This window comes from Cyanobium sp. HWJ4-Hawea (assembly GCF_024345815.1).
GTDB lineage: Bacteria > Cyanobacteriota > Cyanobacteriia > PCC-6307 > Cyanobiaceae > Cyanobium_A.
Genome location: NZ_JAGQBV010000033.1, coordinates 1 through 15,265 on the forward strand (window position 1 = coordinate 1; position 15,265 = coordinate 15,265).

The 15,265-nt window shown below is 63.5% G+C and carries 13 protein-coding genes and 1 tRNA gene; 7 read left to right on the top strand and 7 right to left on the bottom strand.

Translation table 11 applies throughout. The features are described 5' to 3' along the window. Window positions 1-1,442, bottom strand: a 1,442-nt coding sequence (locus tag KBY58_RS08485) for a phosphoglucomutase/phosphomannomutase family protein (protein ID WP_255003938.1), incomplete at its 3' end; no start/stop codon positions are given. Between the two features lie 96 nt (window positions 1,443-1,538). Between KBY58_RS08485 and KBY58_RS08490 the strand changes: the two genes are divergently transcribed. Then, window positions 1,539-3,005 carry a TM0106 family RecB-like putative nuclease gene (locus KBY58_RS08490; RefSeq protein ID WP_255003939.1) on the top strand — a complete coding sequence of 489 codons (1,467 nt, stop codon included), beginning with the start codon at window positions 1,539-1,541 and terminating at the stop codon, window positions 3,003-3,005. Here KBY58_RS08490 and KBY58_RS08495 read toward each other — a convergent pair. Further along, window positions 3,002-3,943, bottom strand: coding sequence for a YgfZ/GcvT domain-containing protein (locus tag KBY58_RS08495; RefSeq protein WP_255003940.1), 942 nt, complete (start codon window positions 3,941-3,943; stop codon window positions 3,002-3,004). The genes KBY58_RS08490 and KBY58_RS08495 overlap by 4 nt on opposite strands. Next, entirely contained in the window at window positions 3,940-4,488 is a 549-nt protein-coding gene (pyrE, locus tag KBY58_RS08500) for an orotate phosphoribosyltransferase (RefSeq protein WP_254934658.1), read from the bottom strand. Before pyrE ends, KBY58_RS08495 begins: the two co-directional genes overlap by 4 nt. Window positions 4,489-4,625: 137 nt before the next feature. On the opposite strand from pyrE, the gene KBY58_RS08505 reads away from it, so the two are divergent. From KBY58_RS08505 to KBY58_RS08520, 4 genes are all read left to right on the top strand, one after another. Further along, window positions 4,626-5,099, top strand: a complete 474-nt coding sequence (locus tag KBY58_RS08505; protein ID WP_255003941.1) for an Occludin/ELL family protein — start codon at window positions 4,626-4,628, stop codon at window positions 5,097-5,099. Then, a tRNA-Ile gene (locus tag KBY58_RS08510) sits at window positions 5,079-5,154 on the top strand. The genes KBY58_RS08505 and KBY58_RS08510 overlap by 21 nt, the downstream gene beginning before the upstream one ends. A 9-nt stretch (window positions 5,155-5,163) precedes the next feature. Continuing rightward, a complete protein-coding gene (locus KBY58_RS08515; RefSeq protein WP_409995736.1) occupies window positions 5,164-6,414 on the top strand; it encodes a hemolysin family protein in 1,251 nt (416 codons plus the stop codon). Window positions 6,415-6,474: 60 nt separating this feature from the next. After that, the gene (locus KBY58_RS08520) at window positions 6,475-7,467 is read left to right on the top strand and encodes a Gfo/Idh/MocA family protein (RefSeq protein WP_254934539.1); all 993 of its coding nucleotides are present in this window, start codon (window positions 6,475-6,477) and stop codon (window positions 7,465-7,467) included. Between the two features lie 6 nt (window positions 7,468-7,473). Here KBY58_RS08520 and KBY58_RS08525 read toward each other — a convergent pair whose 3' ends face one another. After that, window positions 7,474-10,683, bottom strand: coding sequence for a glycoside hydrolase family 15 protein (locus tag KBY58_RS08525; protein WP_255003951.1), 3,210 nt, complete (start codon window positions 10,681-10,683; stop codon window positions 7,474-7,476). Between the two features lie 154 nt (window positions 10,684-10,837). Between KBY58_RS08525 and KBY58_RS08530 the strand changes: the two genes are divergently transcribed. Further along, entirely contained in the window at window positions 10,838-11,563 is a 726-nt protein-coding gene (locus tag KBY58_RS08530) for a WecB/TagA/CpsF family glycosyltransferase (protein ID WP_255003942.1), read from the top strand. A gap of 54 nt (window positions 11,564-11,617) precedes the next feature. On the opposite strand, the gene KBY58_RS08535 is transcribed toward KBY58_RS08530, so the two are convergent. Together KBY58_RS08535 and tgt are read right to left on the bottom strand one after the other, a co-directional pair. After that, complete coding sequence (locus KBY58_RS08535; protein ID WP_254934661.1) at window positions 11,618-11,761, bottom strand: photosystem II reaction center protein K; 144 nt, start codon at window positions 11,759-11,761, stop codon at window positions 11,618-11,620. A 47-nt stretch (window positions 11,762-11,808) separates the two neighbouring features. Further along, a complete protein-coding gene (tgt, locus tag KBY58_RS08540) occupies window positions 11,809-12,930 on the bottom strand; it encodes a tRNA guanosine(34) transglycosylase Tgt (protein ID WP_255003952.1) in 1,122 nt (373 codons plus the stop codon). A 117-nt stretch (window positions 12,931-13,047) separates the two neighbouring features. Here tgt and cobS point away from each other — a divergent pair, with 117 nt between their 5' ends. Further along, on the top strand, window positions 13,048-13,836 hold the full coding sequence (cobS, locus tag KBY58_RS08545; protein ID WP_409995737.1) for an adenosylcobinamide-GDP ribazoletransferase: 789 nt from the start codon (window positions 13,048-13,050) through the stop codon (window positions 13,834-13,836). Here cobS and KBY58_RS08550 read toward each other — a convergent pair. Continuing rightward, the gene (locus KBY58_RS08550; RefSeq protein WP_255003944.1) at window positions 13,811-14,929 is read right to left on the bottom strand and encodes a sensor histidine kinase; all 1,119 of its coding nucleotides are present in this window, start codon (window positions 14,927-14,929) and stop codon (window positions 13,811-13,813) included. The genes cobS and KBY58_RS08550 overlap by 26 nt on opposite strands. Window positions 14,930-15,265 lie beyond the last annotated feature (336 nt).

Below are 15,265 nucleotides of genomic sequence, written 5' to 3' on the forward strand. Positions count from 1 at the left end.
GCCCAGGCGAGCACTTCGGCAACCCTTTCTTGGCTTGGGGCTTCGCAGTACAGCCGCAATAGAGGTTCGGTGCCGGAGAAGCGCAGCATCAGCCAGTGGTTGTCTCCAAGCCGCAGTTTTACGCCATCGGTCCTGATTACTTCCTTCACCGTCTGGCCGGCCACCTGGGAAGGCGGGGCTTCCTGCAGCAGAACTTCTAGGCGTTTGCGGGTGGCCATGTCGGCCAGTCGCAGGTCCAGGCGGTCGTAGGCGGCGGCTCCGCCGCAGCGCGACTGCAGATCATCTAGGCGCACACCAAGGGGCTGGCCTCCCTCCACCAGGGCTTCGATAAGAAGCAGGGCGGCAAATAGGGCGTCGCGCTCCGGCAGGTGCATGCCAAAGCCCACCCCGCCAGATTCCTCGCCGCCAACTAGTACGCCTCCTTTCAGCATTTCACTGGCGATGTACTTGAAGCCCACGGGCATCTCCAGCACCTGGCGGCCCAGATCTTCTGCCACCAGTTGCATTAGGTCTGAGCCGCTGACGGTTTTGATCACCGATCCCTCCAGTTGTCTGGCTCGGGCAAGGTGATCGATGAATAGGGGCATCAGCAGCTGGGTGCTGCAAAAACGGCCCCGCTCATCGACCGCCGCGATGCGGTCGCCATCGCCGTCAAACACGATTCCGACCGCTGGACGACCTGCAGCACCGGAGGCCTGTACCGCCTTGATCAATTGCTCGAGATAGGGCGCCAGGGGTTCGGGTGGGTTGCCGCCAAACAGGGGATCCCGTTGGCCACGAATTTCAACCAGGTGACCGCTGCTACTTGCCGATTCCAGCAGTTTTTCCAATCCACCGGCGGCTGAACCGTGCATTGGATCGACAATTACCTGGAGACCCAGGCGGACCAGACCAGAGCTGAGGGCCTCCGTGTCCACCTTCGCCTTGAGCCCGGCCAGGTAGGTGCCCATCGCATCAAAGCGTTGGGTGGGGTTTTGAATTGGCACGGTGATGCCCCCGGCCGCCAGGCGACGTTCCACCCGCTGGGTGAAATCACCTTCTACAGAGCCCCCAAAGGGACCCTTGATTTTTAGGCCCAGCCATTCAGCTGGGTTGTGGCTGGCTGTTATCACCAGGGCCCCGAGGGCCTGGCGCTCCACCACCGCCCAGCTGCAGGCGGGAGTTGGTACGGGAGTGTCGCAGAGCAGGGGCACCAGTCCGCAGCCATGCACTGCGGCGCAAATTGCCTCCGCCAACTCGGGGGCCAAGAAGCGGCGGTCGTAGCCAATCACCACCTCCTTACTGCTGAGCCCATTCGGTGCTGAATGGGCCAGTTCACGGGCGGCGGCGGCAGCCACCGGCAACATCCGCTCCACGGTTATGTCAACCCCGAGGATGCCCCGCCAGCCATCGGTGCCAAAGGCAATCGGGCTGGCCTCCAAGGGCAGGGGGGCTGAGGCCATCGCAAACCAAATTCAATGCCCCCAATTCTGCTGTTTGCCGGTGCCCCTATCCAGGCGTCCCACCGGCCTAGCCTCTGCCCATAGCAATCCCCATGTGTGACGGCCTCGCCCCTAACTGACCGGCTCCTGCGCAGCTGGGTGCGCTGCCGGCGGCGGGCTTGGTTGGATCAATGGGGGGAGCCTGCTAGACGCCAGTGGAACGCCCACCGAACCCTGGCCCTAAACGACCAGTTCCGCAGCTTCCAGGCATTGCTGCCCCGAAAGCCTGGCCGGGGCGATGCCGCCTGCCTGGCCGGGGAGCCTGGTGTGGTGGGCCTAAGACTGAAAGGAGCGGGTCCAGCGGGGTTGGAGCTGGAGGCCCATCCGGCTCTTTTGGAGCGGGTTTCCGGTGCGAGCCGCTGGGGTGATTACGCCTATTGGCCAGTGTTGGCTCGCCAGGGCCGGAGGGTGACCCGGGAGCACCGGCTGGTTTTAGCCCTGTGGGGCAGGTTGTTGGCGGTTTATCAGCAGGCGGCCGTGCCCCAGGGCCTGGTGTTGGCTGGAGAAGGTCGGGCCCTGCAGCGCGAGCGCCTTTCCCTCCATTCCGGCCTGCAGCAACAACTGGATGACAGCCTGGTGAAGTTGGCGGCTGATCTGGCCAGTTCCAGCCCGCCGCCTCTGGTCAGTGATCGCAAGAAGTGCACCCTTTGCAGTTGGCGGGGCTTCTGTGATCAGGAGGCTGCAGCCACAGGCCATCTCAGCGAGGTTAGTGGCATCGGTGGCAAACGCCGGGAGTTGCTCCTGGAGGTGGGAATAGGCAGCTTGGGCGCCTTGGCCCAGGCCGATCCGGGTTTGTTGGCTTCCAAATTGGCGGTGCATGGCGAGCAGCACCGCGAAATCGCTGCTGAATTGGTGGCCCAGGCGCGGGTGCAGCAGGGGGGGCAGCCCCAGCGCTTGCAGGCGGCACCAGCGTTGCCGGAGCTGGCCAGGGCCCGGGGCTGCCTGCTTTACGACATTGAGTCGGATCCCGATGCCCGCGACGACTTCCTCCATGGCTTTGTGCTTGTGGAGCGAGCTGCCGATGGCTCCTGGCCAGGGGAATTGGATGGCTGTCGTTACCGGCCCCTGCTTGCCCTCCATGAGCACGGGGAAGGGCGCCTCTGGCTGCGGCTTGAGCGGTTCCTGAACCGCTACCCGGGCTGGCCAGTGCTGCACTTTGGCGAAACCGAAGCAATTGGCCTGACTCGCTTGGCCCAGCGCCAGGGGGCTAGCGAAAGCACGGTTCGCGAGCTGCGCTCCCGGCTTGTGGATGTCCACATGCGCCTAAAACGCAGCTGGCGGCTGCCGGTGGGCAGCTACGGCCTCAAAACGGTTGCCAGCTGGCTGGGTTTTGCCTGGAGCCAGAAGGGTGTTGATGGCGCCCGTTGCCTGTTGTGGTGGCGCCAGTGGCGTCAGTGGCGCCATGAGCCAGGCCCGCGGGGCCGCGCCAGCCGCTACCAGCTTGAACGGATTTTTCGCTACAACCGCGACGACAGCCTCGCCACCTGGGTCGTGGTGCGCTGGCTGCTGGACAAAGACTCCTAGCCGTTGCCACCGGCTCCTATGGGTATTGCTGAGAAGCTGGGTGCTTGGGAGAGGTAGAGAGTTAGTTGGCCGCCAAGTGGTTTTGGGTCAGCTAGTTGGTTGACATCCCTAGCCATCAGACACTCTTGCCCCAGGGCCTGGCGTCGCACCAGGGCCAGGCCAATCCATTGACCGCTGCCGATGGCAAGGCTGGAGGTGATCAGGCCAGCCTTGACTTGGTCATTGCTCCAGAGCACCTGGCCCGGGGCAAGCAGCGGCGATGAGCTTGGATCCTCGAGCCGGCAGTGCCAGCGCCGTAGCTGCTGTTTTACGCCGTCGTAGGTGGCCAATTTGGCCAGGGTTTCCTGCCCCAAATAACAGCCTTTGCCAAGACTCACCCGATCTGCCAGGCCCAGTTCAAAGGGGTTGGTGTGGTCGTTGATTTCAGCTGGTTCGGCCGGCAAGCCCTGCTGAATCCGCCAGCGCTCCTGATCCATTGGGCCCAAACAGGTAAGAGCGGCTATCTCCTTGGCCAGTGCTGCGCCCTCGCGATGGAGGAAGGGCTCCAGGCCCGAACCGATTGGGGTGATCCAGGTGGCCGCCTCTAGGGGGCCCAGCTTGACCCGATCTGCAGGGAACAGCACCCGATCCAGGCACTGGTGCAGGGCCAGGCCGGTGCTTTGGCTTGGGCCGTGGATCATCAACCAGGCCCCCTGGCCAGCCGCCGCTTCCTGCTCTGCGGGGGCGCCACCAATCCAGACGTCGACTACGGCCCGCATCCGGCCGGTGGGGCTGGTGCAGCAGCTGGGTATCCAACTGCCGGTGGCGACATTTTCAATGGCGGCGGTTGTTTGGCCATGTAAAAAGCGCAGGCTGCCTGGCCCTTCCAGGTGCAGCAGGCTCACCGGCTGATCGGTGCGGCTGGCTTGCTCGGGTTGCCAGCTCCAGATGTCACTCATTGGCCAAGGCTTGCGGCTGCAACTTCTTCGAGCAGGAACAGGCTGCGCAATTCAAGGCCGGCAGCGGTCATCGCTTCGAGGCCCCCCTCTTGACGGTCCACGATCGTCACCACCCGCCTTACCTCGTAGCCGGCCTCCCTCAGTTGGTTCACTGCCTTGAGCGAGGAGCCCCCGGTGGTGACCACGTCCTCCAGCACGGTGATGCGGCTGCCCGGCTCGGGCAGGGGGCCCTCCAACCAGGCTCCGGTGCCATGGCCCTTGGCTTCCTTGCGCACAATCAGGGCATCGAGGCTCCGGCCGGCGAGGGCGGCGCCCATGGCCACGGCGCTGACCAGGGGGTCGGCGCCCAGGGTCAGCCCGGCCACCGCCAAGGCCTCTGGCTCCACCTGCTCCAGGAACAGGGCACCCAGTAGGGCCAGCCCTTCACCACTGAGGCTCACGGGTTTGCAGTTGACGTAGTGGTCACTGCTGCGCCCTGAAGCCAGGGTGAACTGACCGTGGCGATAGGCCTTTTGGGCCAGTTGTGCCAGCAATTGGGCACGCATTGCCGCTGGGTTGGTGGGCAGGGTCAGGTTGGCCACGCTTGAGTTCGCCACGCTTGAGTTCGACACGGTCTTGTTGGCAATGGGGGCTGGTGGAAGGTCCCGATCCTGCCTAGTTTGCGACCAGACAGGTCCGTGGCATGAATTGGTTCCCTAGGCGTGGATTGGGGCTGCTTGGGCTGGCTGCCAGCTTTGAACTCACTGCTGGCTTGGGTTGGGCTGGGCCGGTGCTTTGCACCACCAGTGGCGAGCTCACCAGCTGCGCTGCAGTGCAAACCACCCCAGCGCTGGTGGAGCAGCGTTTTTACACATATACGTCGCCTTTTGCCAGTGGTGTTGACCTCAGCCACCAAGTCACCGACCTCCTGGGAATTGCCATGGGTGGGGTCGAAGGAAACCGCTTGATGGGTTTTGGTTTCCCTGATCAGACCATCGTCTGGGATGGCACCGTCCTACAAAACACCTATCAGGTTCTGCTTGAGCAGCAGTCCAATCCCCTCCCCTGGCGCACGGTTGATGTGGGCAATGGCTTTGCCGGCAGCCTCGCGTCTGGTGGCCCATCGCCCAAACCTGTGGTAGACACACCACCGGTTGGGGGTCTAGCAATCTGGTGAATGCAGCGAACTCATAATTCGCCTTAGCCGAGTTCGATCCTCGGGACCCCCACCACCCACTTCTGTGATCGTTTCCCTGGCTCTGGCGGTGCTGCTGGCCCTTGTGGCCTTTTTTGCGGCAGGTGAATTTGCCCTGATTCGGCTTCGACCCAGCCGGGTGCGCCAGCTGGTGGAGGCGGGTGCCTCCGGGGCCCAGGCGGTGGCCAAGTTGCAGTTCAGGCTCCGGCGTCTGCTGGTGGCAACCCAGTTGGGGGCGGCGCTGGCCCTGGTGGCCCTGGGTTGGGCAGGCCGTGGCTTAGCCGACAAATTCGGTGGCACTGCCTTGGTTGATGCCGCCGTTTTTCTTGGTCTGGTGCTGTTGGCCACCCTGCTGGGGGGCTTGCTGCCCAAGGCCTGGGTGCTTCACCGACCGGAAGAATCGGCCCTGCGGCTGGCACCCCTGCTGGATGCGGTAATCCGCAGCCTGGCCCCATTGCTCTCGCTGATTGAGCGGCTTGGGGCGGTGCTCCTGCGCCTGTTGGGTTTGCCCCGCAACTGGGATGAGCTGGTGCCGGTGCTATCTGCCGGTGAGCTCGAGACTCTGATTGAAACGGGCAGTGTCACCGGACTTATGCCCGATGAGCGCAGCATCCTGGAGGGAGTTTTCTCACTGCGGGACACCCTGGTACGGGAGGTGATGGTGCCCCGTTCCGGCATGGTCACCGTGCCCGTGGATGTCACCTTCGCAGCCCTGATGCGCGAGGTGCATGACACCGCCCATGCCCGTTTTCCGGTGATTGGCAATTCCCTTGATGACGTGCGTGGGCTGTTGGATCTGCGGCGGCTGGCGGATCCGATTGCCCGTGGCCACCTGCAGCCAGATACCCCATTGGCGCCTTTCATAACGCCCCTCGCGGTGGTTCAGGAGAGCACCTCTTTGGCCCAGTTGTTGCCCCTAATCCGCAGTGGGCAGCCGATGCTCTTGGTGGTGGATGAGCATGGCGGCACCGAGGGTCTGGTCACAGTTGCTGACCTCACAAGCGAAATTGTCGGCGACGACGACGACCCCCTAGAGGCCGCCGCCGACCTCCAAGAACTTGCCGATGGCCAGTGGTCGGTGGCGGGTGATTTGGAAATCTTTGAACTCAATCGCCAACTTTGCCTCCAACTTCCAGAGGCCGATGGCCACCACACCCTGGCGGGCTTTTTGCTCGAACGGCTCCAGCACATCCCCTCCCCTGGAGAGAGTTTGAGCTGGAAGGGACATCAATATCGGGTCTTGATAATGGATGGTCCGCGGATCGAAAGGGTTGCGATTGAGCGGGTGGCCAGTTAATGGGCTTTTGCGCAGGGGCTGCTGATCATCGATAATGGTTTCGACGTAAATGCCCCAGCCATGAACCCTGTGCGTTTGGGTGTCATCGGCATCGGCAACATGGGCTGGCACCACGCCCGGGTGCTCAGCCTGATCAAGGATGCGGAGTTGGTTGGGGTGGCTGATCCCGACCAGGCCCGCGGCGAGCTCGCCACTGGCCAATTTGGCTGTAAGTGGTTTGCCACCTACGAGGAAATGTTGGGCGAGGTGGAGGCGGTTTGCATTGCCGTTCCGACCCTTTTGCACCATCGAGTTGGCCTCGCCTGTCTGAAGGCGGGCGTCCATGTGCTGATTGAAAAGCCGATCGCTGCCAGCCAGGAGGAAGCGGCTGATCTGATCCGTGCATCAGAAGCCGCCGGTCGCCTGCTGCAGGTGGGCCACATTGAACGCTTTAATCCGGCATTCCGGGAGTTGGTGAAGGTGGTGGCCAACGAGGAGGTGGTGGTGCTTGAGGCCAGGCGCCATAGCCCCAACCCCGACCGGGCCAACGACGTGTCGGTGGTGCTGGATCTAATGATCCACGACATCGACCTGGTGCTTGAGCTGGCCAGGGCTCCGGTGGTGCGACTGGCTGCCGCTGGGGGCCGGAGTGCCGACGGGCCGATTGACTACGTCAATGCCACCTTGGGCTTTGCCAACGGCGTCGTGGCAAGCCTGACCGCCAGCAAGATGGCCCATCGCAAGATCCGCAGCCTCAGTGCCCACTGCAGAAGCAGCTTGGTGGAGACCGATTTTCTCAATCGCACCCTGCACATCCACCGCAAATCCCACGAGTCGGTCAGCGCCGACCACGGTGAGCTGGTCTATCGCTCCGATGGGGTGATTGAGGAGGTGAGCACCACTTCGATCGAGCCCCTATATGCCGAACTGGAGCATTTTCTCCAGTGCGTCCGGGGGGCTGAAATCCCCGCAGTGGACGGCCTACAGGCTTCCCGGGCACTGCAACTAGCTGACCTGATCGAACAGTGCGTGGAACAGCCCGGCCTGAGCATGAGCCTCGCCACACCGATCTAGCAGCTTTTAGGCCCTGGTGGTGAGCTGTTTGAGGGCTTCCAGCTGCCAGCCGCGGCAATCACTGGGGGCGGCCCGGTAGAAGCGATCCCAGGCCTCTGCTTTGTGCTGGCTATAGAGCGTCTCGGAAATTTCTGGGTGCTCCAATTGCCAGCCCACCCGCACGGCATGGCCGATAACCACATCCAGGGCCAGATCCTCTTCAAAGCGGGCCCCAGGGTTTTCAGCAAAAAAGGCCATCAAAGTGATCAGGGTTTCGGTGCAGAGTTGGCGATATTCCGAGGCCTCGATTTTGCTGAGCAGGTGTTCCACTAGCGCGGCGAAGTTTTTCTCCCCAGGTGTTTTTTCACTTAGGAGCGGGCCACTTTCGAGGCGGTTGCGTTTTTCCAACTTGTCGCCAATCACCAGGCCATGGCAGTGGTGCAACAGCTCCCAAATACCGGGATAAAAGTCGCGGGGAACCCGGCCCAGGGCCCCTAGCCGCATGCGGTGTTGTAGCCAGCAGCCCCCTTTGGGAAGCTCTTCAAGGGGGATGGGGATGTGCCATTTGACCCGCCCACGCACGTGCAGCTGTTCCTTGCGCTGCAGGGCGGCCCGGGCGTGCTCCACGTCGGCCAGCACCGCCCGCAGTCGGCGTCGAATCCCATGGGGCGGCTGGGCGCAGAGGGCCTCAAAGGCATCAATGGGGGTGAGATCGGCTTCGCTGGCCAGTTCGCTTGTGAGCAGCAGCAGTAGTTGGCCGAGTTGCAGGGTGAGACTGCCGTTGAAAAGGTCCGGCTCGTGGCGTGCCAGGCCATCAAGGGCCAGCAAAATCTCCTGCTGCAGCATCCATTCGCGCCCGTCTTCGCCGCTGAACTGGCGAATCATGGCGGCGATTGCCGCACTGCCCTGGGGCTCGCTGATCAGCGAATCGTTGGTGTAGTTGCGGCCAACTACCACCTGTTTTTGACGCACCAGCAGGTCGGTCAGGGCATCTTCCAACTGGGGATGCACCAGCCCCATCGCGCCGGCTACGCGGCGCACCACATCCCAATTGGCCTCGGCAAGGGAGCGGCGATAGACCTCGGCCAATAGTTCCTGGAGTCTCACGGGTTGGGCATTGGCGGGCCCCTGTAACTGGGCCCCGCTGCCCAGGCGCCGCACCAGTTGCTCCAGCACTTCGCTCTGCTCGGCCAGGGAGGTGCTTTGCCAAAGCCGCTCGGCCAGTTCGCCGATGCTGAGGTCTTCCCGTTCCAGTTCTTGCTCTTCTTCGGCGGAAAGCGGCGGCTGGCTGGTACTGGCCCGCAGGGGAATGGCAGCGGGTGTTTGCGGTGCGTGGTTGAGGTGTGCTTGCTCCGGCAGCTCGACCCAGCAGGCTTGGTCAATCAGTTTGTCGAGCGGAGCCAGTTGTACGGCTACGCCCTCCAGCAAGCCCTGTTGCAGCTGCTTGCCCAGGGTCAAAAAGGCGTTTGGGCTTGCGCCGAAGGCCCCTTCAGCCACGGGAATCAGCAGTAACGGGGCCCCAGGACCGCGCCAGTGGCGTTGCAGCAGGCGCAGTTCGGCGGCGACCACATCCACCAATTGTTCGGGGTCATCGGCCAAATAAAAAGTGCCTTCCTCAAGCACCGCTGGCAGGAAAGCCAGTTGCTCAACGCCTTCGGCTCCCGAACGGCGATAGAGCCGCGCCGTGGCCAAGGTTTCCATGCGCACGTTCGGATGGCCGCTGAGGCCCAGGCGGCCATTGGCGCCCACCTGGGCCATCCGTTGGGCCAGTTCCCTTGAGCCGCCAATTGTGAGCGTTTGCTGCCCCTTGGCCCTGTTGGGTAGATCGGCTGGCGGGCTCTGATCGGTGGCCAGGGGCAGGCCCGCTTCGTTCAGGACTGCGGCAATCTCCCCGTTGGCGGGTACCAGGGCCACCAGCACCTGGTCGGCACCGAGGGGTTGGGGTAGCCGCCGGCCGCTCGGGTCGAGATCGGCGGGGGTGATCAGGCCCTGGAGCAGCAGGTCCGACAGCCAGGTAAGGCTCTGGGTCCAGAGCAGGGGCACATTCGGGTTGGCTTGACGGGGCTGGCTGCCTGGCTGGCGCCGTTCCGCGGCCAAGACGATTTCAGGCACCAGATAGAGCTCTGGCAGGAGCGACACACCCTGGACATTGACACTGACGGTGGTCAGTTTTTGGCGCCATTGCCGGGCCTCCTCCCAGCGTTCTTCGCAGCAGGCGGTGATCAACTCGTAGGCCCAAAAGAGGGGCCATTCGCATTCGATGTGCTCGAAGGCCGCCAGTTCCTCTCGCTCGTAGTGGAGGCGACCGTGATCCTCCACCACGGTTTGGTGGCCGTCACGGCGGAAGCGTTTATAGCCGTAGGCGCCACCCAGCTCAGCGCGGATTTTGCGGCGGGTCCGTTCGGCCAGGGCGGGATCCTCCACTGCCCAGGCGGGGTAGCCAATTACCGAGAGGCAGGCGCTGTCCACTTCCTTGCTGGCGGACTCCCTTGGCAACAGGCTCCTCAGGGCACGCCGCAGGCGCACGATGGCGTCGTGGGGGATCACTAGACAGGCACTGCCGTCGCCATGGGGGCCATAGAGATCGAGGCCCTCCAGGGATTCCAAGGCCGCTTTGACAAGGCCGATCGAGCTGGCATTGCGCTCGGGCTGGCCATGGTTGCCCTTGTCGCCCCGCTCCCAGATGCCGTAGTCGGCCACCCGATAGGCCCGCGACACGTAGTAGACGAGGTTTTGAACGAAATCGCACTCATGCTGGCTTTGGATCACCACCAGCCCGGAGCGGGTTAATTGGGCCAGTTGCAGCAGAAAAAGGGCAGTGGCGTCGAGTTGGAGATGGCCCCAGCCGTCATCGGCCACCACGGCGGAGCCGGTGGGGGTATCAAATTTGGCGTGAATGGCATCCAGCCGGGCCAGGCTGTGCTTGAACCGTTCCACTTTCGCCGCCTGGCGCAGCATCGAGTTGAGCAGCCCGCGCATCAGTTGCAGAACCCGCTGCTCCAGTTCAAAAACCCTCCGGCTGGGTCCGCGCAGGCGCCGGTGGGCCAGGGCCAGGCCCCAGACGCACTGGATCGAATAGACGCAATCACGCACCCAGGCGTCGCCGTAATTGCCATGGACGGTGTTGGCCGTGCTGGCGGGGAGTAGCCCCGTGATCGGGTGCTGGCGCGCCAGCACCACCGTTTCAATTTGCCGATCGATCTCCAGCAGCGCAGCCCAGGCCTGTGCCGCCTCCATGGTGTTGTAGGAGCTGCCAGCCGGGGAGCTCCCCGGGGTGGCTGGGGGGGGTGACATGTCGAAGCGCGTCATCGGACCGCGGCGTTAGGGCGCCCGGCCTGGAGCAGTTCAGAATTGGACAGCCATAGATTCTGCTCCGCGGCAGCAACCCCCCATGGCAGCAACGGCAACAGAACCCTTGCAAACGCGAGTGCTGGGCGTGCAGGTCAGTGTTTGCCCGGATGTCTTTGAGGCGGCATTGGCACTGCAGCAACGGGGTGGTGGCCAGATCGTCACCCTCAATGCCGAGATGACCATGGCGGCAATTGCCGATCCTTCCTTGGGCGCGGCCATAGAGGCGGCCCAATTGGTAATTCCAGATGGGGCCGGGGTGGTGTGGGCCCTGGCCCGTCAGGGCTATCGAGTTCGCCGGAGCCCCGGGATCGAGCTGGCCCGGGAGCTGTTGGGCCATGCCGCCCAGCGGGGCTGGCGGGTGGCCCTAATTGGCTCATCTCCCCAGGTGATGACCCAGCTCGGTGCGCAGTTGCGCCAACAGCTGCCGGCGCTGCAACTGGTTTTCTGCGCCCACGGCTACCAGCCGGCTGAGGCCTGGGCTGGGCTGGAGCACCAGTTGCTGGCGGCCCGCCCTGATTTGGTGCTGGTTGCCCTAGGCGTGCCGCGGCAGGAAACCTGGATCCAATCCATACCCGGGCGCCGGGGCGGCCTGTGGATGGGCGTTGGCGGCAGCTTTGACGTGTGGGCAGGTACAAAAAAAAGGGCCCCCGCCTGGATGGGAGCGATGCAAATCGAATGGCTTTACCGGCTCCTCCAGGAGCCGAGCCGTTGGCGCCGAATGCTTTCACTGCCCCAATTCGCCTGGGCGGTTTGGCGGGGTGCCTAATCAGGCCCCCTCAAGCAACCAGGGGTGCCTCTGGCAATTAATTGGCCTGAGGTCTCAGCGGAAACCGACCGAGGCTTGCCATACAAAGGCGAGCAGCAGGAAAAAGAGAGGAATGATTGGCAGGATGTCTACCAAGGGCCCAAAAGCTTGGTAGGCCTCAGGCAGCTGGGCCAAGGTCTGCAGCGAAGTGGAAGCCAGCAGAGCGGAGACAGCCATCCCTGAAAGTAATCAGCTAGAGGCGGACGCTACCACGTGTGGGAGGCCGGAGAGCCCGCTTCCCATGGAGCGAAATCCTCCGCAAAACATCCTTCGCGGATTGCCTGGGCCATGGCAGTGCTGAAGCGCACCAATTGGTGGAGGTTGTGCAGGCTCAGCAGAATTTTGCCCAGCATTTCGTTGCTTTTGGTCAGGTGGTGCAAATAGGCCCGGGTGTGGCAGCTACAGGCCGGGCATGGGCAGCTGGCGTCCATCGGGGTGTGGTCGTGGCGAAAGCAGGAATTTTTGAGGTTCCAGCGCTCTCCGCCGACCAGGGCGGCCCCATGGCGGCCCAACCGGGTGGGAATCACGCAATCGAATAGATCAAAGCCCTGGGCCACGGCAATGGCCATCTCTCGAAGGGTGCCCACACCCATTAGGTAGTGGGGTTTCTCTTCCGGCAAAAGCGGCCCGACCTGGCGCACGATGCGATGCATCTCCTCGGTGGGCTCCCCCACACTCACGCCGCCCACCGCAATGCCCGGTAGGCCCATCGAGGCAATCACCCTTGCCGATTCCTGGCGCAGATGGGGGAAGCAGCCCCCCTGGACGATGCCAAAAAGGGCCTGATCGCTTTTGTTGTGGGTGGTGATGCAGCGCTCGAGCCAGCTGTGGGTTCTGCGGCTGGCTGTGGCCACATCTGCCTCACTGGCCGGATAGGGCGGACATTGGTCGAAGGCCATCGCCACATCGGCCCCCAGGGCCATCTGGATCTGCATGGAGCGCTCTGGGGTCAGCTCAATGCGGGCGCCATCCCGGGGGGATCGAAAGACCACCCCCTGGTCGTTGATCTGGTTGAGGTCCCCCAGGCTGAAGACCTGGAAGCCCCCTGAATCGGTGAGCAGGGGGCCGCTCCAGCCCATGAAGCGATGCAGTCCCCCCGCATCGGCCACGATTTGCTCGCCAGGCTGCAGGTGCAGGTGATAGGTGTTGGCCAGCACCATTTCTGCTCCCGTCGCGGCCAGCTGGCTGGTGGTGACCCCCTTGACCGTGGCGAGGGTTCCCACGGGCATGAAGCGGGGCGTATTCACCACCCCGTGGGGGGTGTGAAAACAGCCACAACGGGCCCGGCTGCGGGGGCAACGGGCGGTGATGTCGAATGAAAAGGCGATCGCGCCCCTTGGGTGCTTGTTCGAAGCTAAGACTTGCAGGCAAGGGAAAACAGTTGCTGTCTTGCCTTAACCACCTGCCATATCCACTGGCCTTTCTCATTTACACCTGCAAAGCCGATGCTCTTGAAAACGCGCTTGAAGGGCGGGATCCGCGATGGGGCAGGGGCTTGGGTTTTCTATTCCGTATTACCTGCCTGGCCTGGAGTTGAGCCGCGTTTTGAACGGATTGCCCGTTTTGCCCCCCTTGTCGGACTGGTTTTGGGCCTGGTTCAGGCCTCTTTTTGGTGGCTCACTGCCGCCTGGCTGCCGCTGGCGGCCCAGGTGCCCTTGGTGATTGCCCTGGGGGTGCTACTCACGGGGGGGCTGCACCTGGACGGCGCCATGGATACGGCCGATGGCCTGGCCGCTGGCCCCCGGCGGGCCCTGGAGGCGATGCAAGACAGCCGGGTGGGGGCCTCTGGCGTGCAGGCAATGGTCTTGTTGCTGCTGCTGAAGGTTGCCGCTTTCGCCTGCCTGGCCCAGGCAGCACCGGTGGCCCTGCTTTGGGCTGCCCTGTGGGGCCGGGTGTCTCCCCTATTTGCCATGGCGGCCTTTGCTTACCTGCGGCCCGAGGGCGGCAGCGCCGCCTTCCATCGCAGCCATTGGCTTGGCTTGCCCAGGGAGTTGGGACCGGCCCTGGTGGCGGCTGGTTTGCTGCTGGCGGGCCTGCTGGTAGCAGGGGTGGCAGCACCCCTGCTCTGGATGGGACTGCTTGCTGGCGTGCCGGCTCTGCTGGTGCCGCTTTGGTTGGGCCGCCGCCTGGGCGGCCACAGCGGCGACAGCTATGGCGCTTGCGTGGAATGGAGCGAAGCCCTGGCCCTGCTGCTTTGTGGCCTGTTGGTCAGGTTGTTGGGGCTGGGAGGCTGAGCTGAAAGGCGTTGCCCCTGGCCGGTAGGGCGGGATCCAGGGCGGCCGGCGATGGCAGCAGCACTAAATCGCCCCCCAGGCTCCTGGCCAGATCCCTGGCTAGGGCCAGGCCGACCCCGGTGCCCGGCAGCTTTTGGCCAGCCTGGCCCCGAAAGCCCCGCCCAAAGATGGCCTCCCTTTCGCTATTGGCAATTGGCTCACCGCCATCCCAAATACTGATCAGCCAGCTACCGGCCTCGGTTTTTTGGCAATAGAGACCTATGGGGGCTTGGCTTTGGCTGTAGCGAAAGGCATTTTCCAGCAGGTTGGCGAGCACCTCTGCCGCACTGCCACTGTCCCCACACCAGTCGGGTAGGTGCTCGGGTGGATGCCAGGCCCTCTGTTGCAGGGCTGCGGTGGCCGAGGCCCTTTGCAAAAGGGGGATTAGTAGATCAGCGAGGGGTTGCCCTTCGGCGCCACTGAGGGTGGGGGGCAGCAGCAGGGGGTGGGCCAGGTTGCCCGCGGCTGGCAGGGCCTCCATCCCTTGCAGTTCGTCGATCGCTTCGACATAGCGATTGAGTTGGCGCTCTTCGGCCAGAAGCCCCTCCACCAGTGGTCTATTCAGGCTGTCCTGCTCGAGTCGACGCAGCAGCAGTTGGCCAAAGGTGCGCAGGGCGGCGAGGGGGTTGCGCAGCTGGTGTACCAACAGGGCCAGTTGCTCCTGCTGCTGATTCAGGCTCTCGGCTAGGCGCTTCTGGTCGAGATCCAGGCAAAGCGCTTCGGTAAGACAGAGGGCCACCGCCTGCAGCCTTTGGCTGAGTCCGTCGGGCCAGGGGAGGGTGTTGGTTTCCACTTGGATGGCGCCAAGCAAAATCTGCTCCTGGCGCAGGGGTAACCAGCGCCTTCCCTCGGCTGGCATCCGCAGGGGGCTATCCGCAGCCACCGTGGGCAGGGCTCTGCCATCGCGGGGCCATTGGCCGATAGGTACCAGAGAGGGAGGCCCGCCATCGCCTGGCTGGGTCACGTAAACCACCAGGGAGCTGACATCGCTGCGGTCAGCGAACTGGGCCAACTGGAAGTGGAGCAGGCTCAAAAAGCGCGTGGAGACTTGCATTTGACGCGCTCAGCTGGACGGCGTACAAAAAAAGTTTTCGGGATTTCGGGGAAATCCAGAAAAAAGTCTTAAGATCTTCGTATCGACCAATACTTCGCGGTCCGCGAGCGGGCAGCAGGCCACAGTCGTGACAGTCGAGTTGCACAATTCGTGTAATCAGGCTACAGCAGACGTAGTTCAGTCTTTCGACGACCACTCCTCTAGCTGTTCTTGCAATTCGAATGGGCGAATTGCAGAGTCGCTGACCTCCCAAGGCCTGCAGACCCTCATGGACGACAGATGGTTGGGCGCCGCCGCCGGGTTCATCCCTCGGCTTGCTGAGTCACGGTCTCTGTG

What these genes read in the sequence shown, in the direction of transcription:
- KBY58_RS08495 (WP_255003940.1), bottom strand. Translation starts at nt 3,943, where the DNA reads ATGAGTGACATCTGGAGCTGGCAACCCGAGCAAGCCAGCCGCACCGAT.
- pyrE (WP_254934658.1), bottom strand. Translation starts at nt 4,488, where the DNA reads ATGCGTGCCCAATTGCTGGCACAACTGGCCCAAAAGGCCTATCGCCAC.
- KBY58_RS08505 (WP_255003941.1), top strand. Translation starts at nt 4,626, where the DNA reads ATGAATTGGTTCCCTAGGCGTGGATTGGGGCTGCTTGGGCTGGCTGCC.
- KBY58_RS08520 (WP_254934539.1), top strand. Translation starts at nt 6,475, where the DNA reads ATGAACCCTGTGCGTTTGGGTGTCATCGGCATCGGCAACATGGGCTGG.
- KBY58_RS08525 (WP_255003951.1), bottom strand. Translation starts at nt 10,683, where the DNA reads ATGGAGGCGGCACAGGCCTGGGCTGCGCTGCTGGAGATCGATCGGCAA.
- KBY58_RS08530 (WP_255003942.1), top strand. Translation starts at nt 10,838, where the DNA reads ATGGCAGCAACGGCAACAGAACCCTTGCAAACGCGAGTGCTGGGCGTG.
- cobS (WP_409995737.1), top strand. Translation starts at nt 13,048, where the DNA reads ATGCTCTTGAAAACGCGCTTGAAGGGCGGGATCCGCGATGGGGCAGGG.
- KBY58_RS08550 (WP_255003944.1), bottom strand. Translation starts at nt 14,929, where the DNA reads ATGCAAGTCTCCACGCGCTTTTTGAGCCTGCTCCACTTCCAGTTGGCC.